At 70.1% G+C, this 20,642-nt stretch carries 19 protein-coding genes; 8 read left to right on the top strand and 11 right to left on the bottom strand.

What is annotated here, in order from left to right; genetic code table 11:
• Positions 1-3: 3 nt before the first annotated feature.
• On the bottom strand, positions 4-1,203 hold the full coding sequence (locus tag ACTWOL_RS16335; RefSeq protein WP_474297445.1) for a flavin-containing monooxygenase: 1,200 nt from the start codon (positions 1,201-1,203) through the stop codon (positions 4-6).
• 214 nt (positions 1,204-1,417) lie between these two features.
• Between ACTWOL_RS16335 and ACTWOL_RS16330 the strand changes: the two genes are divergently transcribed.
• Complete coding sequence (locus ACTWOL_RS16330; RefSeq protein ID WP_474297444.1) at positions 1,418-1,843, top strand: Zn-ribbon domain-containing OB-fold protein; 426 nt, start codon at positions 1,418-1,420, stop codon at positions 1,841-1,843.
• A 79-nt stretch (positions 1,844-1,922) separates the two neighbouring features.
• Here ACTWOL_RS16330 and ACTWOL_RS16325 read toward each other — a convergent pair whose 3' ends face one another.
• Together ACTWOL_RS16325 and ACTWOL_RS16320 are read right to left on the bottom strand one after the other, a co-directional pair.
• The gene (locus ACTWOL_RS16325; protein ID WP_474297443.1) at positions 1,923-2,516 is read right to left on the bottom strand and encodes a hypothetical protein; all 594 of its coding nucleotides are present in this window, start codon (positions 2,514-2,516) and stop codon (positions 1,923-1,925) included.
• A 204-nt stretch (positions 2,517-2,720) separates the two neighbouring features.
• Positions 2,721-3,131 (bottom strand): hypothetical protein, encoded by a 411-nt coding sequence (locus ACTWOL_RS16320; RefSeq protein WP_474297442.1) that lies wholly within the window; start codon positions 3,129-3,131, stop codon positions 2,721-2,723.
• Between the two features lie 74 nt (positions 3,132-3,205).
• Between ACTWOL_RS16320 and ACTWOL_RS16315 the strand changes: the two genes are divergently transcribed.
• The gene (locus ACTWOL_RS16315; RefSeq protein ID WP_474297441.1) at positions 3,206-4,030 is read left to right on the top strand and encodes a helix-turn-helix domain-containing protein; all 825 of its coding nucleotides are present in this window, start codon (positions 3,206-3,208) and stop codon (positions 4,028-4,030) included.
• Positions 4,027-4,269 carry a DUF397 domain-containing protein gene (locus ACTWOL_RS16310; RefSeq protein ID WP_474297440.1) on the top strand — a complete coding sequence of 81 codons (243 nt, stop codon included), beginning with the start codon at positions 4,027-4,029 and terminating at the stop codon, positions 4,267-4,269. The genes ACTWOL_RS16315 and ACTWOL_RS16310 overlap by 4 nt, the downstream gene beginning before the upstream one ends.
• 196 nt (positions 4,270-4,465) lie before the next feature.
• Here ACTWOL_RS16310 and ACTWOL_RS16305 read toward each other — a convergent pair whose 3' ends face one another.
• The 6 genes from ACTWOL_RS16305 to ACTWOL_RS16280 all read right to left on the bottom strand — a co-directional run bounded on the left by ACTWOL_RS16305 (position 4,466) and on the right by ACTWOL_RS16280 (position 12,425).
• On the bottom strand, positions 4,466-6,004 hold the full coding sequence (locus tag ACTWOL_RS16305) for an alpha/beta fold hydrolase (protein WP_474297439.1): 1,539 nt from the start codon (positions 6,002-6,004) through the stop codon (positions 4,466-4,468).
• Positions 6,005-6,282: 278 nt separating this feature from the next.
• Positions 6,283-7,878, bottom strand: coding sequence for an alpha/beta hydrolase (locus tag ACTWOL_RS16300; protein ID WP_474297438.1), 1,596 nt, complete (start codon positions 7,876-7,878; stop codon positions 6,283-6,285).
• A gap of 231 nt (positions 7,879-8,109) precedes the next feature.
• The gene (locus ACTWOL_RS16295) at positions 8,110-9,705 is read right to left on the bottom strand and encodes an alpha/beta hydrolase (protein WP_474297437.1); all 1,596 of its coding nucleotides are present in this window, start codon (positions 9,703-9,705) and stop codon (positions 8,110-8,112) included.
• 214 nt (positions 9,706-9,919) lie between these two features.
• Positions 9,920-10,642 carry a pyridoxine/pyridoxamine 5'-phosphate oxidase gene (locus tag ACTWOL_RS16290; RefSeq protein ID WP_474297436.1) on the bottom strand — a complete coding sequence of 241 codons (723 nt, stop codon included), beginning with the start codon at positions 10,640-10,642 and terminating at the stop codon, positions 9,920-9,922.
• 10 nt (positions 10,643-10,652) lie between these two features.
• On the bottom strand, positions 10,653-11,078 hold the full coding sequence (locus ACTWOL_RS16285) for a pyridoxamine 5'-phosphate oxidase family protein (RefSeq protein ID WP_474297435.1): 426 nt from the start codon (positions 11,076-11,078) through the stop codon (positions 10,653-10,655).
• Between the two features lie 162 nt (positions 11,079-11,240).
• Positions 11,241-12,425, bottom strand: coding sequence for a thiolase C-terminal domain-containing protein (locus ACTWOL_RS16280; RefSeq protein WP_474297434.1), 1,185 nt, complete (start codon positions 12,423-12,425; stop codon positions 11,241-11,243).
• Between the two features lie 142 nt (positions 12,426-12,567).
• On the opposite strand from ACTWOL_RS16280, the gene ACTWOL_RS16275 reads away from it, so the two are divergent.
• Together ACTWOL_RS16275 and ACTWOL_RS16270 are read left to right on the top strand one after the other, a co-directional pair.
• Positions 12,568-13,746 carry an acyl-CoA dehydrogenase family protein gene (locus ACTWOL_RS16275; protein ID WP_474297433.1) on the top strand — a complete coding sequence of 393 codons (1,179 nt, stop codon included), beginning with the start codon at positions 12,568-12,570 and terminating at the stop codon, positions 13,744-13,746.
• A gap of 103 nt (positions 13,747-13,849) precedes the next feature.
• Positions 13,850-14,341, top strand: a complete 492-nt coding sequence (locus tag ACTWOL_RS16270; protein ID WP_474297432.1) for a nitroreductase family deazaflavin-dependent oxidoreductase — start codon at positions 13,850-13,852, stop codon at positions 14,339-14,341.
• A gap of 191 nt (positions 14,342-14,532) precedes the next feature.
• On the opposite strand, the gene ACTWOL_RS16265 is transcribed toward ACTWOL_RS16270, so the two are convergent.
• The gene (locus ACTWOL_RS16265) at positions 14,533-15,180 is read right to left on the bottom strand and encodes a TetR family transcriptional regulator (RefSeq protein ID WP_474297431.1); all 648 of its coding nucleotides are present in this window, start codon (positions 15,178-15,180) and stop codon (positions 14,533-14,535) included.
• Positions 15,181-15,388: 208 nt separating this feature from the next.
• Here ACTWOL_RS16265 and kbpA point away from each other — a divergent pair, with 208 nt between their 5' ends.
• Positions 15,389-16,528 carry an AfsK-binding protein KbpA gene (kbpA, locus tag ACTWOL_RS16260; protein WP_474297430.1) on the top strand — a complete coding sequence of 380 codons (1,140 nt, stop codon included), beginning with the start codon at positions 15,389-15,391 and terminating at the stop codon, positions 16,526-16,528.
• 111 nt (positions 16,529-16,639) lie between these two features.
• Entirely contained in the window at positions 16,640-19,066 is a 2,427-nt protein-coding gene (gene afsK / locus ACTWOL_RS16255) for a protein serine/threonine kinase AfsK (protein ID WP_474297429.1), read from the top strand.
• Positions 19,067-19,126: 60 nt separating this feature from the next.
• Here the strand turns inward: afsK and ACTWOL_RS16250 are convergent, their stop codons facing one another.
• Complete coding sequence (locus ACTWOL_RS16250; protein WP_474297428.1) at positions 19,127-19,918, bottom strand: hypothetical protein; 792 nt, start codon at positions 19,916-19,918, stop codon at positions 19,127-19,129.
• A 158-nt stretch (positions 19,919-20,076) separates the two neighbouring features.
• On the opposite strand from ACTWOL_RS16250, the gene ACTWOL_RS16245 reads away from it, so the two are divergent.
• Positions 20,077-20,631: a hypothetical protein gene (locus ACTWOL_RS16245; protein ID WP_474297427.1), complete on the top strand. Its 555-nt coding sequence runs from the start codon at positions 20,077-20,079 to the stop codon at positions 20,629-20,631.
• The last annotated feature ends 11 nt before the right edge of the window (positions 20,632-20,642 follow it).

Here is a 20,642-nt window from a genome sequence, read left to right as displayed (position 1 = left end):
GCGTCAGGCCCGGCGCCGGGCCCGGTTCTCCGCCGTTGCCAGCGCCTTCGCGATCTTCTGCGCGTCGATGGCCAGTTCGCGCAGCATCCCGCTGATCGGGTTGGTGAAGCCGGTGAAGTACAGCCCCGGCGCCCCGTGGGGCGTTCTGCCGCCGTGGACCACCGGGCGGCCCCGGTCGTCCAGGACGTCCAGATGCCCGACCAGGCCCTCGAGTCCCCGCCGGTAGCCCGTCGCGGCTATCACCGCGTCCGGATCGATCCGGGTGCCGTCCGCCAGTACGACCTTGTCCGCGTCGAAGGACTCGACGGCGCCGACCGGCTCGACCCTGCCCGTGCGGACGGCGTCGATGAGGCCGACATCCTGGACCGGAACGGCGCCCTGCCGGACCCGGGAGTAGAGGCCGGTGTCCGGGCGGGGCAGGCCGTGCGCCGACAGATCGGGTATCACGACGCGGGATATCAGACGGGCGCCGAGGTCAACCAAGGGGACGGGGAAGCGGCGGGCCATGATCCCGGAGCGCTGCGCGGGCCAGCCGAGGGTGGAGCGGCGGACGATGTGCGGCGTCGTGCGCACGGCCAGGCGTATGCGCCCGGCTCCGCCCTCCGCGAGATCGGCGGCGATCTCGGCGCCCGTGTTCCCCACCCCGACGACCAGTACGTCCTTGCCCGCGTACGGGGCGGGGTCGCGATAGGCGGACGCGTGCAGCAGCTCACCGGTGTACGTGTCCCGGCCCGGCCAGTCCGGCAGCCGGGGAGTGTGGTTGTAGCCGGTCGCGACGACCACCGCCCGCCCGGTCAGCCGGCGCCCGCCCGTCGCGTGGAGCACCCAGTCCGGGCCCGCCGGCTCCAGCCGGGTCACCTCCACGCCCGTGACCAGCTCCAGCTCGTGGAACTCCGCGTACTTCTCGAGATAGCGGATGACGTTGTCACGGGACACCCACCGGCCGAACTTCCGTGGCATGGCGAGCCCCGGCAGGGACGACAGTCTGCGTGTGGTGTGCAGCCGCAGCCGGTCGTAGTGTCCGCGCCAGGAGGCCCCCACGGCCCCGGACTTCTCCAGGACGACCGCGCGCACGCCCCGCTGCCGCAGGGCCGCGGCGACGGCGAGTCCGCCGGGGCCGGCGCCGATGACGTACACCGGACGGTCGTCCGTACGGTCCCCCAGGGCGTCGGGCGTGGCGTGGGTGTGTCGGTCATCGGCCATGACAGCTGAGCGTAATCGCCCGTTCACTTGATGGGTCTCGGACAAGAGGGGAATCGGTTGCGAATCGGTCACGGCGTCGAACGTCCGGTAGACCCGGTGACCACCTCTTGCGCGAGCGCCCTCCCGTCGGCTGAACTGACGTATCGTCAGATGCGGAGTCCGGACGTCGGAGGAGGCCTGGAATGTTCCCGGATCGTGCGAGGGGGCCCGCCCGGTGAGCGCCGCGATCCCCGCCGTCGATCCCTTCACGCGCACCTACTGGGACGCGGCGGCCGAGGGCCGTCTGCTCGTACGGCGCTGCGGGGCCTGCGGGAAGGCCCACCACTACCCGCGCGAGTTCTGCCCGTACTGCTGGAGCGACGACGTCACCTGGGAGCGGGCGAGCGGCCGGGCCACACTCTCCACCTGGTCCGTCGTCCACCGCAACGACCTGCCGCCCTTCGCGTCCCGCACGCCCTACATCGCCGCCGTGGTCGACCTCGCCGAGGGTCCGCGGATGATGACGGAGGTCGTGGGGTGCCCGGAGGCGGACCTGCGGATCGGGATGGAGCTGGAGGTGACCTTCCGCGAGGAGGAAGGCGAGGAGGGGGGTGGCGTGACGGTGCCGGTGTTCCGGCCGCCCGCGGAACCGCGCGACTAAGGCCTGACCGCCCGGACCAAGTTGATTAGCGCGAGAGTCCGGCACATGGCGGTTGTCGTCCGGCGGTGCGAGCCCGCGGCTATTTCCTGAGGAACACCTCGATCTCGCACTTGTCGGTCCACTCGAGTGCTTGGTTGACAGTCGCGTCGTCGAAGGAAAACATGCCGTCGTCTCCGACGGTCGCCACGGCGCCGTGGGAGCGCATGCATTTCACCCACTTATCCGCCTTTTCCCGGAAGTCGGGATCTTCTCTGGCGGACCGCCACGACGGCATTTCGGGCTCCAAGTGCCCGCACTTCTTCTGGCCTGCCGGGAACTTCGGGTCCTTGTCCCCGTCTTGCATGCCCTTGTAGCTGCCGTCGCTGTTCTTTCCTACCTTGACTCCCTGCTTCCCCATGCAGGCGTAGTACACATCCCAGATCCTGCTCTGTTCCTCGTCGGAGCTGTCGGGCCTGAGGAGAGGTCGCTCCGTCTGCTTCGCCGGCGACGGCCCCTTCTTGTCCCCGGTGCCCTTCGTGGGTCCCGTTACGCTCGCGACCCCCGTGCTCTCCTCGTCCTTTGACTGATCGGCTCCTCCTGCGCACGCCCCGAGCAGAAGCGCTCCGGCGAGCGCGGTGACTGCCGCGAGCAGACGCCTGGAGCCAGTCGAGCGGAAGGTGTCGGCAGCTCGCATGGTGTGAACCTTTCGTCCATTCCGTTTACCCCTGGCCGGGAGATGCGGACAGACCGCGTGGTCGCCCATCCAACCCCGTGGCCGAGCGCGGCCTGAAGCGGGCAAGGTGCCCGCTCCGGGTATACGGAACCGACGATGCCGGAACGGATTCAGCACACCTTCAGCAAGGTGTATCGAAGTTGTCAGCGCGTACGATCTCCCGGCTCAGCCTTCGGGAGCCACGCAGAGCTGCGCAGTGACCACCGCGAACAGCAGATCCGGGTCGACGAACTCCCCGGCGAGCGGCGGACCGGCGCGCCATGACAGCGGGTAGGTGTTGCCGTGGGCGGCGGGGATGCCGACGTACTGGTCCCGGGCGCACGGCCCGAAGCAGGCGGCACCCGGCGGCCAGGGGTGCGCCTTGCTGCTTCCGGGCGGGATCAGGAAGTATGTCCACCGTCCGCGCCACAGCTCGCGCACCACGGGCCCGGGTCGCCCGCCCGTCGCGCGGACGAGATGGTGGAGGACGGCCTCGCCGCGTACGCCGCGGACGCGGACGGCGTCGAAGTGGACGCCCGCGAGACGCAGTCGGACGCCGGACGCCGGGACCCAATCGGGGAGTTTCTCGCTGGTCATGCCCCGAGGATCGCGATGGTTGCGTAGCGTGACCAGAGGGACACGGTCCACATCGGGCTGATGTGGGAAGGGCGGTGGATGCGGTGGGGTCGGGCAAGGAGCCGTCGCCTGCGCGCAGGCACGTGGGCGAGCTGGTCAAACTGTTCCGCGGGCTGGCGGAGATGACCCAGAGGGACCTGGCGGAACGGCTGCTGATGTCGGAGTCGCTGGTCGGGGCGTACGAGCGGGCGGAGCGCATTCCGACCACGGTGTTCCTGACGGAGGCCGACGAGGTGCTGAAGGCGAAGGGGGTGCTGGCGTCGTGCGTGCCGATGATGGAGGAAGAGAAGTACTCGCCGAAGTTCCTCAACTGGAAGCGCACCGAAGCCGCGGCGGCGAGTATCAGCGCCTACGAGGCGATGGTGATCCCCGGTCTGCTCCAGACGCCCGCGTATGTGCGGGCGCTGTACGAGGTGCGGGTGCCGATGTACGAGCCGGATGAGCTGGACCGGCATGTGGGGGCGCGGCTGGAACGGCGGGATGTGCTGGACCGTAAGCCGAAGCCGGTCGTCTCCTATGTCGTCGAGGAGTCGGTGCTGCACCGGCCGATCGGCGGTCGGGCCGTGCTCAAGGAGCAGCTCGCGCATCTGCTGGAGTCGGTGCGTGCACGGAGCCATCTGACGGTGCAGGTGATGCCGACGGAGCGGGAGATGCATGCGGGGCTGCACGGGCCCATGCAACTGCTGAGTACCCGGGAAGGGCGGAATCTGGGGTACACGGAAGGCCAGGGCGGGGATACGTTGATCTCCAAGCCCGAAGAGGTCAACCGGCTGATCGACCTGTTCGGTGCCTTGCGGGCCCAGGCCCTCACTCCCTGGGAGTCCGTGGCACTGATCGAGAGGATGGCGGCGAGAGCGTGAACCCCGACCTGGTCTGGTTCAAGAGCAGCTACAGCACGAACGAGGGCGGAGCCTGCGTCGAAGTCGCCTACGACTGGCGCAAGTCCAGCTACAGCGGCAACGAGGGCGGCGCGTGCGTCGAGGTCGCCTCCTGCCCCCACACCGTCCACGTCCGAGACTCCAAGGTCGCCGGCGGCCCAAAGCTTGCCGTGGCCCCGGCCGCCTGGGAGGCGTTCATCACGGCCAGGGCAGCCGACTGACCTTCTCCCGCGGGCGCCTGTTCGGTCGCCTGTCCATCTCGTTACGACGTGCTGTGGGGCCTGCTGCCGGAGGTGTCGGCAGCAGGCCCCACGTCATCTCATGTCAGCCTGAGGGGTTCAGAAGCGGCTGACCATGCCCGGGACACCCTGAGGCGTCGGGTGCGCTGCGGGCTGGCGCCGCCTTCGCGTCGCTGCCTTAGCCCCCCGCCGGTGTGGCCTTGCAGGTGATGTCCTTCGCCGGGAGCTTGCCGGTGGTGAGGTAGGCCGTGGCCGGCTTGTCGGCGCACGACTTGTTGCCGTAGACGACCCCGTGGCCGACACCACCGATGACCGTGACCATCTTCGAGCCCTTCAGGGCCCGGTGCAGGCCCTGGCCGCTGGTCAGCGGTGTCTGGGAGTCCCACTCGTTCTGGAGGATGAGGGCGCCGACCTTGTTGTCGATCGTGGTGGCGGGCTCGGTGCCCTCCTTCTTCCAGAACGCGCACGGCTTGATGTTGGAGCCGAAGTCGCCGTAAATCGGGTACTTCTTCTTGTCCGCGATCGCGTCGCGGCGGTACTGCTCCGGGTCGCGCGGCCAGGCGCGGGTGTCGCCGCACATGATGGACCAGGCGGCGGCGCCCTGATTGTCCTCGGGAGTCGTGACCGGGCCGAAGGACGGCGGGGCCGGGCGCGCGGGCTTCCTGGACTCGCGGGTGGGGGCCGGGGTGGTCTTCTTGCCCTCGGCGGCGTCGTTCAGGTCCTTCATGTCCTTCAAGGCATAGGCGGCGTTTTCCGCGTCGAAGAACATTCCGCGCATGTACAAGCGGACGCCATCGCCGTTCAACAGCTCACCGAAGCCGTTGTCGACCGGCTTGCGGTCGGCCTGGGCGACCAGGTCCCAGAAGGTCTTGCTCACGGCGGCCGGAGTCTTGCCCAGCTTGAACTTGGCGTGCTGTTTGGCGGTCCACTTGGTCCAGTTGGCGAACGCGGGCTCGGCGCCCTCGGCCCAGACCTGGATCATCCCGCGCCAGACCCGTGCCGGGTCCACGGAGCTGTCCAGCACGAATCGGTCGACGTTCTTCGGGAACATCTGCATGTAGACGGACTCGAGGTAGGTGCCGTACGAGTAGCCGAGGGCCGAGATCTTCTTCTCGCCGAGCACCGCGCGGATCACGTCCAGGTCCCGTGCGGTGTTACGGGTGGTGATGTGGCGCAGCTTGTCGCCCTGCTTCTTGTCGCACTTCTCGGCGACGGTGCGGGCCCATTTCACGTCCTTGGCGAACGTGGCGGCCTTGTAGGGGCGCTGCCAGTTCATCTCTTCCGTCGTCTGACCGCAGCTGACGGGGGAGCTCTTGCCGACGCCGCGCGGGTCGAAGCCGACGAGGTCGTACTTCGCCTTCACGGCCTTCGGCAGATAGGTCTCGTGTCTCCGCGGCATGCCGACACCCGAGCGGCCCGGGCCACCGGGGACGAGCAGGAGCACACCGCGGCGCTCCTTCTTGCTGCTCGTCTTCATCCTCGATATCGCGAGGTCGAGCTTCTTGCCGCTCGGGCGGCTGTAGTCGAGCGGCACCTTGATCGTCGCGCACTGGTAGGAGGCGGGCTGCGACGTGTCGCACCGGTGCCACGACGGCTTCTGGTTGAGGTACTGGCTCAGAGGGTTCTCGGCGGCAGTGGCCGTGGCCGGGGCGAGCGCGGGAACCAGGGTGGCGACGACACTGGCTGCCAGGAAAGGGGCTGTTCGTCTGCTTCGCACGTGGGGAAGGTCCTTAGGGATCAGTGCGGGTGTGACGCACCTACCCTTTCGTGCACCGCAGTTGGGCGAATCCGTCGGCAGGACAGAAAGCATGCCCGTCTGTGGATGTACGGAACCGGGGCGACAAGATGGTCCCTCAGTCGTACACCGACGACCCGCTCATTCCCGTCTTACGTAGTTGGCTCGCTTGGCTCGGTCGGCCTGCCAGAGCAACTGGGGCCCGCTGCCGGAGGAATCGGCAGCAGGCCCCCTGTCAACTCATGTCAGCCGTGCGGGGTTCAGAAGCGGCCGACCATGCCCGGGATGCCCGAGGGTGCCGGGTTGGCGTCGCTGCGCTCACCTGCCGGCGGCGGCGTGGCCTTGCAGGTGATGTCCTTCGCCGGGAGCTTGCCGGTGGTCAGGTACGCCGTGGCCGTCTTGTCGGCGCACGACTTGTTGCCGTAGATGCCGTGGCCGATACCCCCGGCGACCGTGACCATCTTCGAGCCCTTCAGGGCGCGGTGCAGGCCCTGGCCGCTGACCACCGGCGTCTGGGAATCCCACTCGTTCTGGAGGATGAGCGCACCGATCTTGTTGTCGATCGTGGTGGCGGGCTCGCTGCCGTCCTTCTTCCAGAACGCGCACGGCTTGATGCTGGAGCCGAAGTCGCCGTAGATCGGGTACTTCTTCTTGTCCGCGATCGCGTCGCGGCGGTACTGCTCCGGGTCGCGCGGCCAGGCGCGCGTGTCGCCGCAGACGACGGACCAGAAGCTCGCGTCCATGTTGTCCTCGGGAGTCGTGACCGGGTCGGCGGCCGGGCCGAAGGACGGCGGGGCCGGGCGCGCGGGCTTCCCGGACTCGCGGGTGGGCGCCGAGGGCTTCTTTCCGTCGGCGGCCTTCTTCAGGTCCCTGACCGTCTCGGCGGCGACTTGCGGGTTGAAGAACATCTGGCGCAGGGAGGCGCGGATGTCGTCCCCGTTCATCGGCTGGCCGCTGCCGTCGTCGATCGGCTTGCGGTCGGCCCGGGCGACCAGATCCCAGAAGGTCTTGGAGACCGCGGCCGGAGTCTTGCCCAGCTTGTACGTCGAATTCCGCTTGGCGGCCCACTTGGTCCAGTTGGCGAACGCGGGCTCGGTCCCCTCCGCCCAGACCTGGATCATCCCGCGCCAGACCCGTGCCGGGTCCACGGAGCTGTCCAGCACGAACCGGTCGACGTTCTTCGGGAACATCTGCATGTAGACGGACCCGAGGTAGGTGCCGTACGAGTAGCCGAGGTACGAGATCTTCTTCTCGCCGAGCACCGCGCGGATCACGTCCATGTCGCGGGCGGTGTTGCGGGTGGTGATGTGGCGCAGCTTGTCGCCCAGCTTCTTGTCGCACTTCTCGGCGAAGGTGCGGGCCCACTTCACGTCCTTGGCGAACGTGGCGGCCTTGTAGGGGCGCTGCCAGTTCTGCTCGTCGGTGGTCAGACCGCAGCTGACGGGAGAGCTCTGGCCGACACCGCGCGGGTCGAACCCGACGAGGTCGTACTTCGACGTCACGGCCTTCGGGAACTGGGCCGAGGCGATCGGCGGCATCTCGATGCCCGTACCGCCCGGGCCCCCGGGGTTGAGCAGGAGCACACCGCGGCGCTCCTTCTTGCTGCTCGTCTTCATCCTCGATATCGCGAGGTCGAGCTTCTTGCCGCTCGGGCGGCCGTAGTCGAGTGGCACCTTGATCGTGGCGCACTGGTAGGCGGCCGTCAGGTCCTTGTCGCATTGGTGCCACGAGGGCTTCTGCCGCAGGTATTCCGCCAGGGGGTTCTCGGCTGCGGCGGCCGTGGCCGGGGCGAGCGCGGGAACCAGGGTGGCGACGACACTTGCTGCCAGTACCGGAGCTATTCGTCGGCTTCGCACGTGGGGGAGGTCCTTTGGGATCAGTGCGGATGTGACGCACTTACCCTTTCGTGCAAGGCAGTTGGGCGAATCCGTCGGCGGGTCGGAATCGCTTCAGACCACAGGCGTACGGACCGGCACGACGATGGTCCCTCAGTCGTACGCCCGCGACCGGCTCTACCGTGCAGTGGGGCCTGCCGCCGGAGGAATCGGCAGCAGGCCCCCTGTCATCTCATGTCAGCCGTGCGGGGTTCAGAAGCGGCTTGCCATGCCCGGGATACCTGAGCGCGTCGGGTTGGCGCCGTCACCGCCCCCGGTCTCGGGCTCCGCCTTGCAGGTGATGTCCTTGGCCGGGAGCTTGCCGGTGGTGAGGTAGGCCGTGGCGGTCTCGTCGGCGCACGACTCGTTGCCGTAGATGCCGTGGCCGATACCCCCGGCGACCGTGACCATCTTCGAGCCCTTCAGGGCCCGGTGCAGGCCCTGACCGCTCATCAGCGGCGTCTGGGAGTCCCACTCGTTCTGGAGGATGAGGGCGCCGACCTTGTTGTCGATGGTGGTGACGGGTTCGGTGCCCTCCTTCTTCCAGAACGCGCACGGCTTGATGTTGGAGCCGAAGTCGCCGTAGACCGGGTACTTCTTCCTGTCCGCGATCGCGTCGCGGCGATACTGCTCCGGGTCGCGCGGCCAGGCGCGGGTGTCGGCACAGAGGATGGACCAGAAGGCGGCGGTCTGGTTGTCCTCGGGAGTGGTGACCGGGTCAGCGGCCCGGCCGAAGGTCTGCGGGATCGAGCGCTGCGGCTTCCCGGCCTCGCGGGTGGGGGCCGGGGTGGTCTTCTCGCCCTTGGCGGCCTTCTTCAGATCCCTCACCGTATTGGCGGCGTATTCCGCGTTGAAGAAGATCCCGCGCATCTGGAGACGGATGTCGTCTCCGTTCATCGGCACACCGCTGCCGTCGTCGATCGGCTTGCGGTCGGCCTGGGCGACCAGGTCCCAGAAGGTCTTGCTGACGGCCGCAGGGGTCTTGCCCAGCCCGAACTCCGAGTGCCGCGCGGCGGTCCACTTGGTCCAGTTGGTGAACGCGGGCTCGGCGCCCTCCGCCCAGACCTGCAGCATGCCCCGCCAGACCCGGGCCGGGTCGACCGCGCTGTCCAGCACGAACCGGTCGGCGTTCCCGGGGAACATCTGCATGTAGACGGACCCGAGGTTGGTGCCGTACGAGTAGCCGAGGTACGAGATCTTCTTCTCGCCGAGCACCGCGCGGATCACGTCCATGTCGCGGGCGGTGTTGCGGGTGGTGATGTGGCGCAGCCTGTCGCCCTGCTTGGCATCACACTTCTCGGCGAAGGTCCGCGCCCACGTCACGTCCTTGGCGAACGTCTTCTCGTTGTAGGGACGCTGCCAGCTCTGCTCCTCGGACGTCAGACCGCAGCTCACGGGAGAGCTCTGGCCGACACCGCGCGGGTCGAAGCCGACCAGGTCGAACTGCTTCTTCACCGACTCCGGCAGCTGATTCGCCATGATCGCCGACCCCTCGAGACCCGAAGCGCCCGGGCCACCGGGATTGCGCAGGAGCACACCGCGGTGGTCCTTCTTGGTGCTCGTCTTCACCCTCGATATCGCGAGGTCGAGCTTCTTGCCGCCGGGGCGGCCGTAGTCGAGTGGCACCTTGATCGTGGCGCACTGGTAGTCGGCCGTCTGGGACTCGTCGCAGCGGTGCCACGACGGCTTCTGGTCGAGGTACTGGGCCAGGGGGTTCTCGGCGGCGGCGGCCGTGGCCGGGGCGAGCGCGGGAACCAGGGTGGCGACGGCGCTGGCTGCCAGTACCGGGGCTATTCGTCGGCTTCGCACGTGGGGAAGGTCCTTAAGGATCAGTGCGGACATGACGCACTGACCCTCGCGCACAAGGCAGTTGGGGCGAATCCCCCGGTGGGCCGGGATGGCCTCCCACCGCGGATGGACGGCCCGGGGCGGTCTGGTCCCCGGGACGTACAACCGTGATCGACTTTTTGACGTCTTAACCAGTCAGGGTGCGCAGCCGTGCCGGCGACCCTGCGGCCAGACCCTAAGGCCAGAGCAACTCCCTTACCCAGGAGTCGCCTTGTAGCCGATAGCGCAGACGCAGGTGTCTGCGTCGCGCGTCGCCCTGGAAGAACTCCACCTCGGAAGGCTCCAGCACGTACACCGTCCAGGTCCCGGCCATCGCGTCCGGCTCGGCACTCGCCCGCTCCCACGCCGCTTCGCTCGCCCTGAGCAACTCGTCGTAGGAGCCGAGCACTTCGCTCTGGTGGCCGACGAGCGCGGCGGCCAGGGCGCCCGTGGAGCGGGCGTGGAGGTCGGCGTAGGCATCCTCGGGCGTACCGGTCACCACCCGGCCCCGGATACGGATCTGCCGGCCCTGGGCGGGCCAGTAGAAGCCCAGGGCGGCCTGCGGGAGCGCCGCGAGCTGGCGGCCCTTCGCACTGGTGGAGTGCGAGGCGAAGTGCCAGCCGCGCTCGTCGGCGTCGTGCAGCATCAGCGTCCGCAGATCCGGGTGGCCGTGCTCGTCCACGGTGGCGAGGGTCATCGTGTGCGGCTCGGGCTGCCCGGCTGCCGCGGCCTCGGTGAACCAGCTGCGGAAGAGCGGCAGGGGCTCGCCGGGGGCGGTGTCCGGGGCGAAGGCGGGCAGTTCGGTGTCCCACACCCGCAGGGTCCGCAGGAGCTCGTGGAACGCCTCGCTGTCGCCGCCCTCGCCACCTCCGCCGCCCGTACCCGTGCCCGTGCTCGTACCCGTGTCCTCGTGGTTCATGAGGAGATCTTCACAGGGAGCCGAGATCCGACGACAGCCAGTGCTCCGGGTGCATGTGGATCACGATGGACTCGCCGTGGTTCTTCTCGGCGAACTCGACGTAGGCGTCGACCTTCTCCGCCGGGAGGTAGCGGGCCGAGATCTCCCGGAGGACCTCATGGGTGCCGGGGGAGGTCCGGGTCACCGAACCCTCCACGGAGACATAGCGGATCGTGGGCTCGAGCCGGTCGATCATCAGCGTGAAGCGTCCCGCGGCGGTGATCAGCCGGTGCTTGCGGGAGTCCAGCCCGGTCAGGACCCAGATGTCGCCCCCGGGTTCGTACTGGTACCAGACGGGCACCGTGAGCGGCCCCCGTCCCTCTTCGCCGGCCACGGACAGGGCCGCGACATGGGGCTCGGCCAGGAACTGTTCGCGTTCTGCTCGGGACAGGGCCACCGGAGTCTCCTTCGCACGCATCTACGGCTCTTCGTCAGTTCTCCCTCCACTGTGGCAGCCGGGCGGGGCGTGGCCGCTGTGACACACGTGGGTGCGGTGGGCGAACAAGCCGTGGAGGAACAAGCCGTGGACGAACGAGAGGTGCAGGGGCCGGCGGTGGGCTCAGCGGGCCAGCACGACCGTCCCCGCCGAGCAGAACCAGCCACCCGTCCCCGAGGCCACCGCCAGCTCCGGAAGGCTCCCGTCAGTGCGCCGCACCTGGTGGCTCCCGGCCTCCCCGCGCAGTTGCCGCACCGCTTCGACGAGCAGGAACAGACCGCGCATCCCCGGATGGCAGGCGGACAGACCACCACCGTCGGTGTTCACCGGCAGCTCACCGTCGAGCCGCAGCCGCCCCTTCTCCACGAACGCACCACCCTCGCCCTTCGCACAGAAGCCGAGGTCCTCCAGCGTCACGAGGGTCATATAGGTGAACGCGTCGTAGATCTCGGCGATGTCGACGTCCTGGGGCCGGATCCCGGCCCGCTCGAAGGCCAGCCGTCCGCTCACCGCCGCCGGGGAGACCGTGAAATCGTCCCAGTCCGACATCGCGGTGTGCGAGACGTGCTCGCCCGTGCCGAGGATCCACACCGGGGCCCTCGCCGTGTCCGGCACGTAGTCCTCCGCCGCCAGCAGCACCGCGCAGCCGCCGTCGCTGCGGATGCAGCAGTGCAGCTTGGTGAACGGATCGGCGATCACGGGCCCGGACAGGACCTCGTCCACGGTGATCGGATCGCGGAACATCGCCTCCGGGTTGTGCGCGGCGTTGGCCCGGGCCTGGACGGCGACCTCCGCCAGCTGCTCGAGGGTGGTGCCGTACTCGTGCATATGGCGGCGTGCGGCCATCGCGTACTTGGCGACCAGGGTGTGGCCGTACGGCACCTCGAACTGGAGTGGTCCGTGGCTGCCGAAGGAGAGATTGGACGTGCGGCGCCCGGCGCGGATGTCGGCGCGGGCGGTGGAACCGTAGACGAGGAGCACGGCGTTGGCGTGGCCGGCGGCGATCGCGTCCGCGGCGTGCGCGGCCATGACCTCCCAGGTGGCACCGCCCACCGACGTCGAGTCGACCCAGGTGGGCCGGAGTCCCAGGTAGCCGGCGACGTCGACGGGGGCGAGTGTGCCGAGCCCCGCGGAGCAGAAGCCGTCGATGACACTCCGGTCGAGTCCGGAGTCGGCCAGGGCGCGACGGGCGGCCTGGGCGTGCAGGGCGTAGGCGGTGGGGCCGTCGACACGGCCGCAGTCGGACAGCGATATGCCGACGACGGCGACCTTGCGGCGGGTGCGAGGTGTGCGCTGACTGACGGGCATGAATCTGACGGTACATCAGATCTATGGGATCCGCGGAGGGCTCCGTGGGCGGCCCGGTCAGGTTTGCCGAGCGCGGACCTGTGATTCTGGCGGCGCCCGCCCTAACATGACGCCTCGTCAGTTACGGAGGGGAGCCGATCCCATGGACGCCGCCTTCACCCCGGAGCAGTCCGCCATCCGCCGCACCCTGCGCGAGGCGCTGTCGAGAGGGGCCCCTCCGGGCCCGTCGGAACACGGCCTCGGATACGACCCCGCACTGTGGGCGCGGCTCGCGTCGGAGCTCGGGCTGCCCGGCCTCGCCCTGCCCGAGGTGTGCGGGGGCGTCGGCGGCGGGCCCGTGGAACTCGCGCTCGCCTTCGAGGAGGCCGGGCGGGCCCTGGTGCCCTCGCCGCTGCTCGCCACCGCCGGGCTGGCCGCACCGCTGATCGCCGCGCTTGCCGGCGAGGAGCAGCGTGCGGAGCTGCTGCCCGCACTCGCCGGCGGTTCGCTCACCGCAACCCTCGCCGTGCCGGGCGAAACCCTCGCCGCCGCGCTCGGGCTCACCGGTGACCTCGGGGACGGCCTGTGGGCGGGCGGCGGCAGGTCCGGAGGTGTGCAGGCGAGGCCCGTGCCCGACGGCGGGGGCTGGCTGCTGTACGGCGAGACCGACCAGGTCCTCGACGGGCACGGTGCCGGACTGCTCCTCGTCGCCGCCCACACCGGCGGCTTCGCCCGGGCCCGCACCCTCCTCTTCCTCGTACGGGCCGACGGCGCACACGGCCTCACCCGCACCCGCTGGACCGCTCTCGACGAGACCAGGCCGCAGGGCCGTATCGAACTCCGTGACACACCGGCGGAGTTGCTCGGAGCGGACCGTGCCGCCGGGGTGACCGCCGCGCTCGCCGCCACGGGCCGTACCGTCGCGGGTCTGCTCGCGGCCGAGGCCGTCGGGGCGGCGGCATCGGCCCTGGAACGCACGGTCGCCCACGTCAAGGAACGCGAGCAGTTCGGCCGGCCCATCGGCTCCTTCCAGGCCGTCAAGCACCGGCTCGCCGATCTGTATGTGCGCGTGGAGGCGGCACGTTCCGCGGCCTACTACGCCGCGTGGGACCCGGACGCCGGGGGGCTCGCCCTCGCCCAGGGCCTCGAGGCACTTCGCGCCGTGGCCGGCGAGGCCATCCAGTTGCACGGTGGTATCGGTTTCACCTGGGAGCACGAGGCACATCACTTCTTCAAACGCGCCGCGTCCGACGAGCTGCTCTTCGGCCCCGTGCACCGGCTGCGGGAGCGTGCCGCACGGTCGGCGGGGCTGTTCGCCCGGGAGACGGCGGGCGCCCGTTGACCGGGGGCAACCAGGGTCAACCAGGGGCAAACAGGAACCACCGGGACCAGTCGGGGACGACAGGCGATGACCGGGGAGGACAGGGCGAGATGAGGGGGTCCGAATGGGCGGCAAGCGGGAGCGCGGGCTGATGCGGAAGCTGGTCCAGAAGGTGTCGTCGACCCGTGCCTTCGCCAGAGCCGCCCCCCGCATCATCCCGCCGATGGACCGGGCCGTTCATCGGCTCACCCGGGGAAAGGTCCTGCTCAGTGCCCAGATGCTGCCCGGGGTGATCCTCACCTCGCGTGGCGCGAAGAGCGGACTGGCGCGGCGTACTCCGCTCGCCTGTATGCCGGAGGAGTCATCGGGGAGTTGGATCCTCGTCGGTTCCAACTTCGGCCGGGACGCGCATCCTGCCTGGACGGCCAATCTGCTGGCACATCCCGATGCGGAGGTCAGCTGGAAGGGCGAGGACATACCGGTGCGCGCGCACCTGCTCACCGGGCCCGAGCGTGACGGGGCCTGGCGGGCAGCCCTTGCCTTCTGGCCGCCGTACGCGGCGTACCAGGCGCGGGTGGAACGCGAGATCCGGCTCTTCCGTCTGGTGCGCCGCTGACGGCAGCGTGAGCCGGGGAGCCGGGCGGGGACTCCCGGGCGCGCGGAAGAGCACGGCCGACATCGCCGCGGACAAGGACATCGCCGCGGGCAAGCGGACGGGGACCCTCTGACGCAGGCGGGCACGGGGTACGGGCGCGCCGCTGTGTGACAGGACGTGGCGTCGCGGCGCGCCGGATCGCGTCCCGTTCGCTACTTGGCGGGCTTGCGACCGGTGATGCCCAGATGCACCAACAGCGCCAGGTTCGGCCTGAGTTCGGCCTGCTTGACGCCCCAGGTCTGGAAGCCCTTCTGGTGCGACGCGACCGAGGCGAGCATCGCGACCAGTGAACCGGCGACCGCCGCCGGGCTCACGTCCTTGTCGACCCTGCCCTTGGACTGGAGCTCCTTCACCGCGTCCGCAAGGGAGTTGGTGACCGAGGTCAGGATCTTCATCCGGATCTTGTAGAACCGTTTGTCCCCCTCGGCGGCGCCGAGGTCCACGACGCGCAGGATCGCATCGTGCTTGCGCCAGAAGTCGAGGAATCCCTCGACCAGTTCCTCGGCGTTCTGCCAGGCGGCCTTGCCCACCCAGGAGCGGCCGGCCGCCAGGTCGGTCAACCCGGCGCCCTCGCTGGCCATTTCCTCCGCGATCTCGAGGACGGCGCCCTCCACGTCGGGGAAGTACTGGTAGAAGGTGGCGGGTGAAGTACCCGCCTTGCGGGCCACGTCGATGACCTTGACGTCCCGGTACGGCGAGGAGCTGAGCATCTCGCTGAGGCAGTCGAGCAGCTTCTGCCGCGTCGCCTGTCCGCGTCGTCCGGCCACGCGGCCGTCGACGGTGCGTACTTGTCCTGTCATGCCGTCAGCTTACCGAGGGGTGATCGGCGCGCGATTCGGCCGACTGCAAATGGGGTGCGTCCCTCGAACGGAGCAATGGTGTTATCAACAGCCTGTGGATAACTTCCGTGGACAACCCAACGAACAGCCCACTCCTGCGTGCGGTGCCCACGGTCCTCCGCTTCACTGTGACTGGAGTCACACTCTGTGGTGAGGAAGGGACCGGGCCATGGCCGGATTCACGGAGGGCATGCCCTGCTGGGCCGACGCCCAGCTGCCCGATCTCGAGGCGGGCAAGCGCTTCTACGGCGAGCTCTTCGGCTGGACGTACGGCAGGGACGAGAGGGACGGGAAGGGCGAGGGGGGCCGGGAGGGCGAGAAGGACGCGGCCGAGCGGTACGGCCACTACACCGAGGCCTTCCTCGACGGGAAGCGTGTCGCGGCGCTCGTACCCAAGCGGGACGGCCGTATGCCCACGACCTGGGGCATCTACTTCTCCACCGAGAACGCCACCAGGACCGCGGCGAGGATCCAGGACGCCGGGGGCCAGGTCATCATGACGCCGATGCCGGTGGGGCCCTCCGGTATCGGGGCGCTGGCCGCGGACCCCGGGGGCGCGGTCTTCGGCATCTGGCAGCAGGACGCGCACAGCGGCTTCGAGATCCAGGGAGTGCCGGGCTCGTTCTGCTGGACCGAGGTCTACACGAGGGAGAAAGAAGCGGTCGACCGCTTCTACGCCGAGGTCTTCGGCTTCCAGGGCACGGCACTGCCCGACGAGACGATCGACTACCTGATGTGGTCCCCCGCCGGTACGGAGGCGGGCGAGGACACCGCGATCGGCGGCCGCAGCGTGATCACCGAGGCGTTCCCCGCGGAGATGCCCGGCCACTTCCTCGTCTACTTCGCCGTGGCGGACTGCGACCGGACGGTCGAAACGGTGACGGGACTCGGCGGACGGATCACGGCGCCCCCCTTCGATATCCCGTACGGACGGATGGCGGTGCTCACGGACAACCAGGGCGCCTCCTTCGCGGTGCTCGCCGAACCGCGGCACGCGGGACCGGAAAGAGGTCCCGGACCTGCCAGGGGCTCCGGACAGGCCGGGCAAGCCGGGCGAGCGGGGGAGGCCGGACAGGACGAAGGGAACGGTCAGGCCGGCCAGGGCGAGCGAACCGGGCAGTCCGGACGGAACGGCCAGGCCCCCGGCCAGGACGAGGCCCCTGACAAAGCTCCTGACAAAGCTCCTGACAAAGCCCCGGACCAGGCCCCGGACCAGGCCCCCGACCGGGACCGTGAGGAGTCGGAGAAGTCCGGGAAGACGGAGACGTCGCAGACGCCGGAAAAACAGCGGGGCGAGGCGCCAAAATAACCTGAGACACCCCGGAACGCCCCCCGGTTCGCAACCACGCCGCCAGGCAGGAACAATCAGGGAGCGACGGGGCCGTACCTACATGGCCCGTACGGGGAGGTGGCAGGCGAAGTGGAGCAGCTGACGCAGCACGACCCGAGGCGTATCGGCCCCTTCGAGGTGCTCGCACGGCTCGGCGCCGGCGGCATGGGGCTGGTCTATCTCGCACGCTCGGCGTCCGGCCGGCGTGTGGCGATCAAGACGGTGCGCACGGAACTCGCGGAGGACCAGCTGTTCCGCGTCCGCTTCACGCGTGAGGTCGAGGCGGCCCGGGCGGTCTCCGGCTTCTACACCGCGGCCGTGGTGGACGCCGACCCGCGTGCCGCCGTGCCGTGGCTCGCCACCGCCTACGTTCCCGCGCCTTCCCTCGAAGAAATAGTGAACGAGTGCGGGCCGCTCCCGGCCCAGGCGGTGCGCTGGCTCGCGGCCGGCATCGCCGAGGCCCTGCAGTCGATCCACGGCGCAGGGCTCGTGCACCGCGATCTGAAACCCTCGAACGTCCTGGTCGTCGAGGACGGCCCCCGGGTGATCGACTTCGGTATCGCCTCGGGGGTCTCCAACACCCGGCTGACCATGACCAACGTCGCCGTCGGCACCCCCGCGTACATGTCACCCGAGCAGGCACGCGACTCGCGCAGCGTCACCGGCGCCAGCGATGTCTTCTCGCTTGGGTCGACCCTGGTGTTCGCCGCCACCGGACACCCGCCCTTCCACGGCGCCAACCCGGTCGAGACCGTCTTCATGCTGCTGCGTGAAGGACCCGACCTCGAGGGGCTGCCGGACGAGCTGCGGCCGCTGATCGAGTCGTGCATGCAGATGGAGGCGGGCCGCCGGCCCAGCCCGGAGGATCTGCAGGCGCAGCTGGCGCCGCATCTGTTCTCGTCCGGAGGCGACGACGACAGCGGCACGGCGTCGGCGTGGCTGCCCACCAGAGCCGTGTCGATGATCGAGCAGCGCCGAGGCGGACGCACCACGCAATCCGGGGGACCGGGCCCGGCCGCGGCAGGCAACGGCGGCCGCCGCCACGAGCCGCACCACGTGCCCCCGAAGCCGGACCGCGCGCCCGATGCGGGCTCCGACCGGGACACGACCCGGCGCGGCGGCAGTGACCCCCGCACCGGACAGGCCCGCCCCGGCACCGCCCCGCACCCCCGGCACGCATCCGACGGTCCCGTGCGCCTCGCCGGCGCCAGGGTCCCGATCGGCCCCGGTCCGCGGGTGGCCGACACCCGCGCAGCCATCATCGCCGACGCGGGCCACGCCACCGGCTGGGTCCGCGCCCCGGGCGGCGACGCCTCCACCAACGCCATGCCCGCCCCCACCCCGGCCCCCACCACGGCGCCCCCGAGCGGCCCGGCGCGCTGGCGGCCCTGGCGGTTCCGGATGTCGAACGACGTCTGGGGCACTCCTGTCGTGGACGGCGAGCTGCTCTACGTCACCTCCTTCGAGGTGCACGCCCTCGACGTGGCCAGCGGCCGGCGCCAGTTCAAGACACGTGACGTGGCCTGGTCGATGGCCCTCGCGGGCGGCCGTATCCACGCCTCCGACGGACCCACGCTCTACGCCCTCGACGCGACGAACGGCAGCGAGCTGTGGCGGCTGGGGACCGACGCCTGGGTGTACTCCCTCAAGGCCGGCCGGGGCACCGTCGTCACCGGAACCCGGGGCGGCGGCGTCCAGGGCTGGGAGGCGTCCAACGGCGAGAAGCTGTGGGAGATCACCGGCGCCCAGACCGACTTCGAGACGTCCGAGGCAGGACCCGCGCTCGCCGACGACACCGTCTACGTCTGGCGCAACGCCCGGCTGCAGGCCCTTGATGCCCGCAGCGGTACGGAACGCTGGTCGTACCCGGTCGGGGACGCCGCTTCCTGCGGAGGCGTACCGGTCCGGGTGAACCAGGCACCGGACGGATGCACCTATGTCGCGGCCGGCACCCGGGTGCTGTGCATCGACACCGCGAGCGGCCATGTCCGCTGGCACTTCGAGGCGCCCGCCGTCTTCCTCTCGCCGCCGTCCTTCGCACCGGGGCCCGCGGTGACAGGCGGCGGGGTGTATCTCGCCGACTACCTCGGCACGGTGTACGCGATCGACGCCACGACCGGCAAGGACCGCTGGCGGATCGCGACCGAGTCCCGTGTGGCGATCGAGCCCGTCCTCGTGGCCAACGGCAACGTCCACGTCGGCAGCGGCAGCGCCCTGTACACGCTGGACGCGGTCACCGGCACCCCCAAGTGGCGGTTCGCGGCGGGCGGCGAGGTCATCGGCACACCGGTGGTCGCGGACGGCAGGGTCCACTTCGGCTCCGCCGACCATGTGCTGTACACGCTGGACGCGAGCGGGGGCCAGCTGCGCTGGAAGCTGGCGACCGGGGGCGAGATCACGGGTTCGCCCGTGGTGCGGGCCGGTGTGGTGTACGCCTGCTCCAAGGACCGCTGTGTGTACGCCCTGGACGCGGTCAAGGGCACGGCGACGGGCCGGGGCGCGTCGGGGACACCGTAAGCGTAAGGGCTGGTCGGACACCGTAAGGGCGGTCAGGCCTGTAGGAACTCCGGGCAGCGGCTACCGCTGCTGCCCGTCCTCCCCGTCCGGGTCGGTGCCGCGCCACCGGTAGGGATTGCGGTACGGGTTCCGTGGACCGTGCGGATCCTGCGGCCGGAAGGGGTCCTGGGCCGGGTCTGCTCCATAGGGGTCACGGCGGGGCCGACGGGGTTCGGTGGGGTCCGTCGTCGGCAGGCGCTGGGTGTCCTCGGAGCCGGTCGGCCAGGGGGAGATGCCGGGCTCGCCCTCGCCGGGCGGATACGGCTCCTCGTACGGGGGCTGGTTCCGGGTGGACCCGTACGAGCGTGGCTCGTACTCCGCGGGCGGATAGGCGGGCTCCCCGTACCAGGACGGCTCCCCGTACCCGGGTGCGGCATCGTCGACGGTCCGGACCCTGGGGGCGCGTCCGCTCATCACGGCGGAGGCCAGCAGCAGAAGCACACCGCCCCCGAAGGCGCAGGCCACCCCGTCCTCCAGGCGCGGCCCGCGACCGCCGATCGTCAGACTGCCGACCGCCTGCCCCTGGCGCACCGCCCACAGCACCGTGAAGCCCAGCACGATCAGCCCGGCCAGTGCCACGAGCAGCCGGGACCGCAGCAGCACCCCGACGAGTGTCACCAGCGCCGCGAAGGCGTACGGCAGCAGGATCGACACCGTGACGGAGCCCGCCGCGGCATCGGTGATCCCAAGGAAGAGGTCCTGGACCCGGTAGTCGCTGCCGAGGCGGCCGTCGTACCAGATCCGGAACGGACTCAGGACGGCCGCCGCCGCTCCGGCGAGAGCGAGCACCGAGCCGATGACGTTGCGCACCATTCCCGGCCTCCTCTCGCACCAGACGCTACGCGCGGTGGTGGGTGTCTGCGACTGCCCATGGCCTGATCGGGACGGTCGGCCTGTATGGTGACGTGCGCCCGTCAAAGCAGTCCCTGACGTGTTTTCGCCATGCTCGCACTTTCAACGGGGGGTTGAACGTGAAGTTGCGCCATGTCCGTGCGATCGCCGTCTTCGGCATCGCCCTCATCGCCCTCACCGGCGCTCGCGGTTCGCGCGGCGGCGGCTGCGACAACGACCACAGCTCCAGCAGCTCGAGCAGTTCCAGTGGCGGTGGCTACGGCAACGGTGGCAGCACCCATCACCACGACGATGACGACGACGGCGGCAGCGGCGGTGGATCGGCGTCCGGCGGCCAGGCCACGGCAAGCCCCACGGCGGTCGACACCCGCCCGGTCGACGCCATGCGTGAGGTGGAGTTCAAGTACTGCTCCGTCGCCCCCGACCGGACGAACCTCAGGGGCCACCTCTACATCTCGAACGCGTCCGCGCTGGATCAGACCTACGACGTCAAGCTGCGGTTCGAGGGAGACCCGGGCGGCAAGCCGCTGCTGGTGAGCATGGAGAACGTGACGGTGCGGACGTCCGAGAACCACCACGAGACCGTGACCGCCGACTACAGCGGCTCCGGCAAGGCGACCGACCTCAGGAAGTGCTCGGTCGTCAGCGCCACCCGCACCGTCTCCACGCCGTAGGTCCCGTCCGG

Source organism: Micromonospora sp. IBHARD003 (assembly GCF_056106285.1).
The sequence above is the reverse complement of the archived record's forward strand: the minus strand, read 5'-3'. Positions and strand labels throughout refer to the sequence as shown.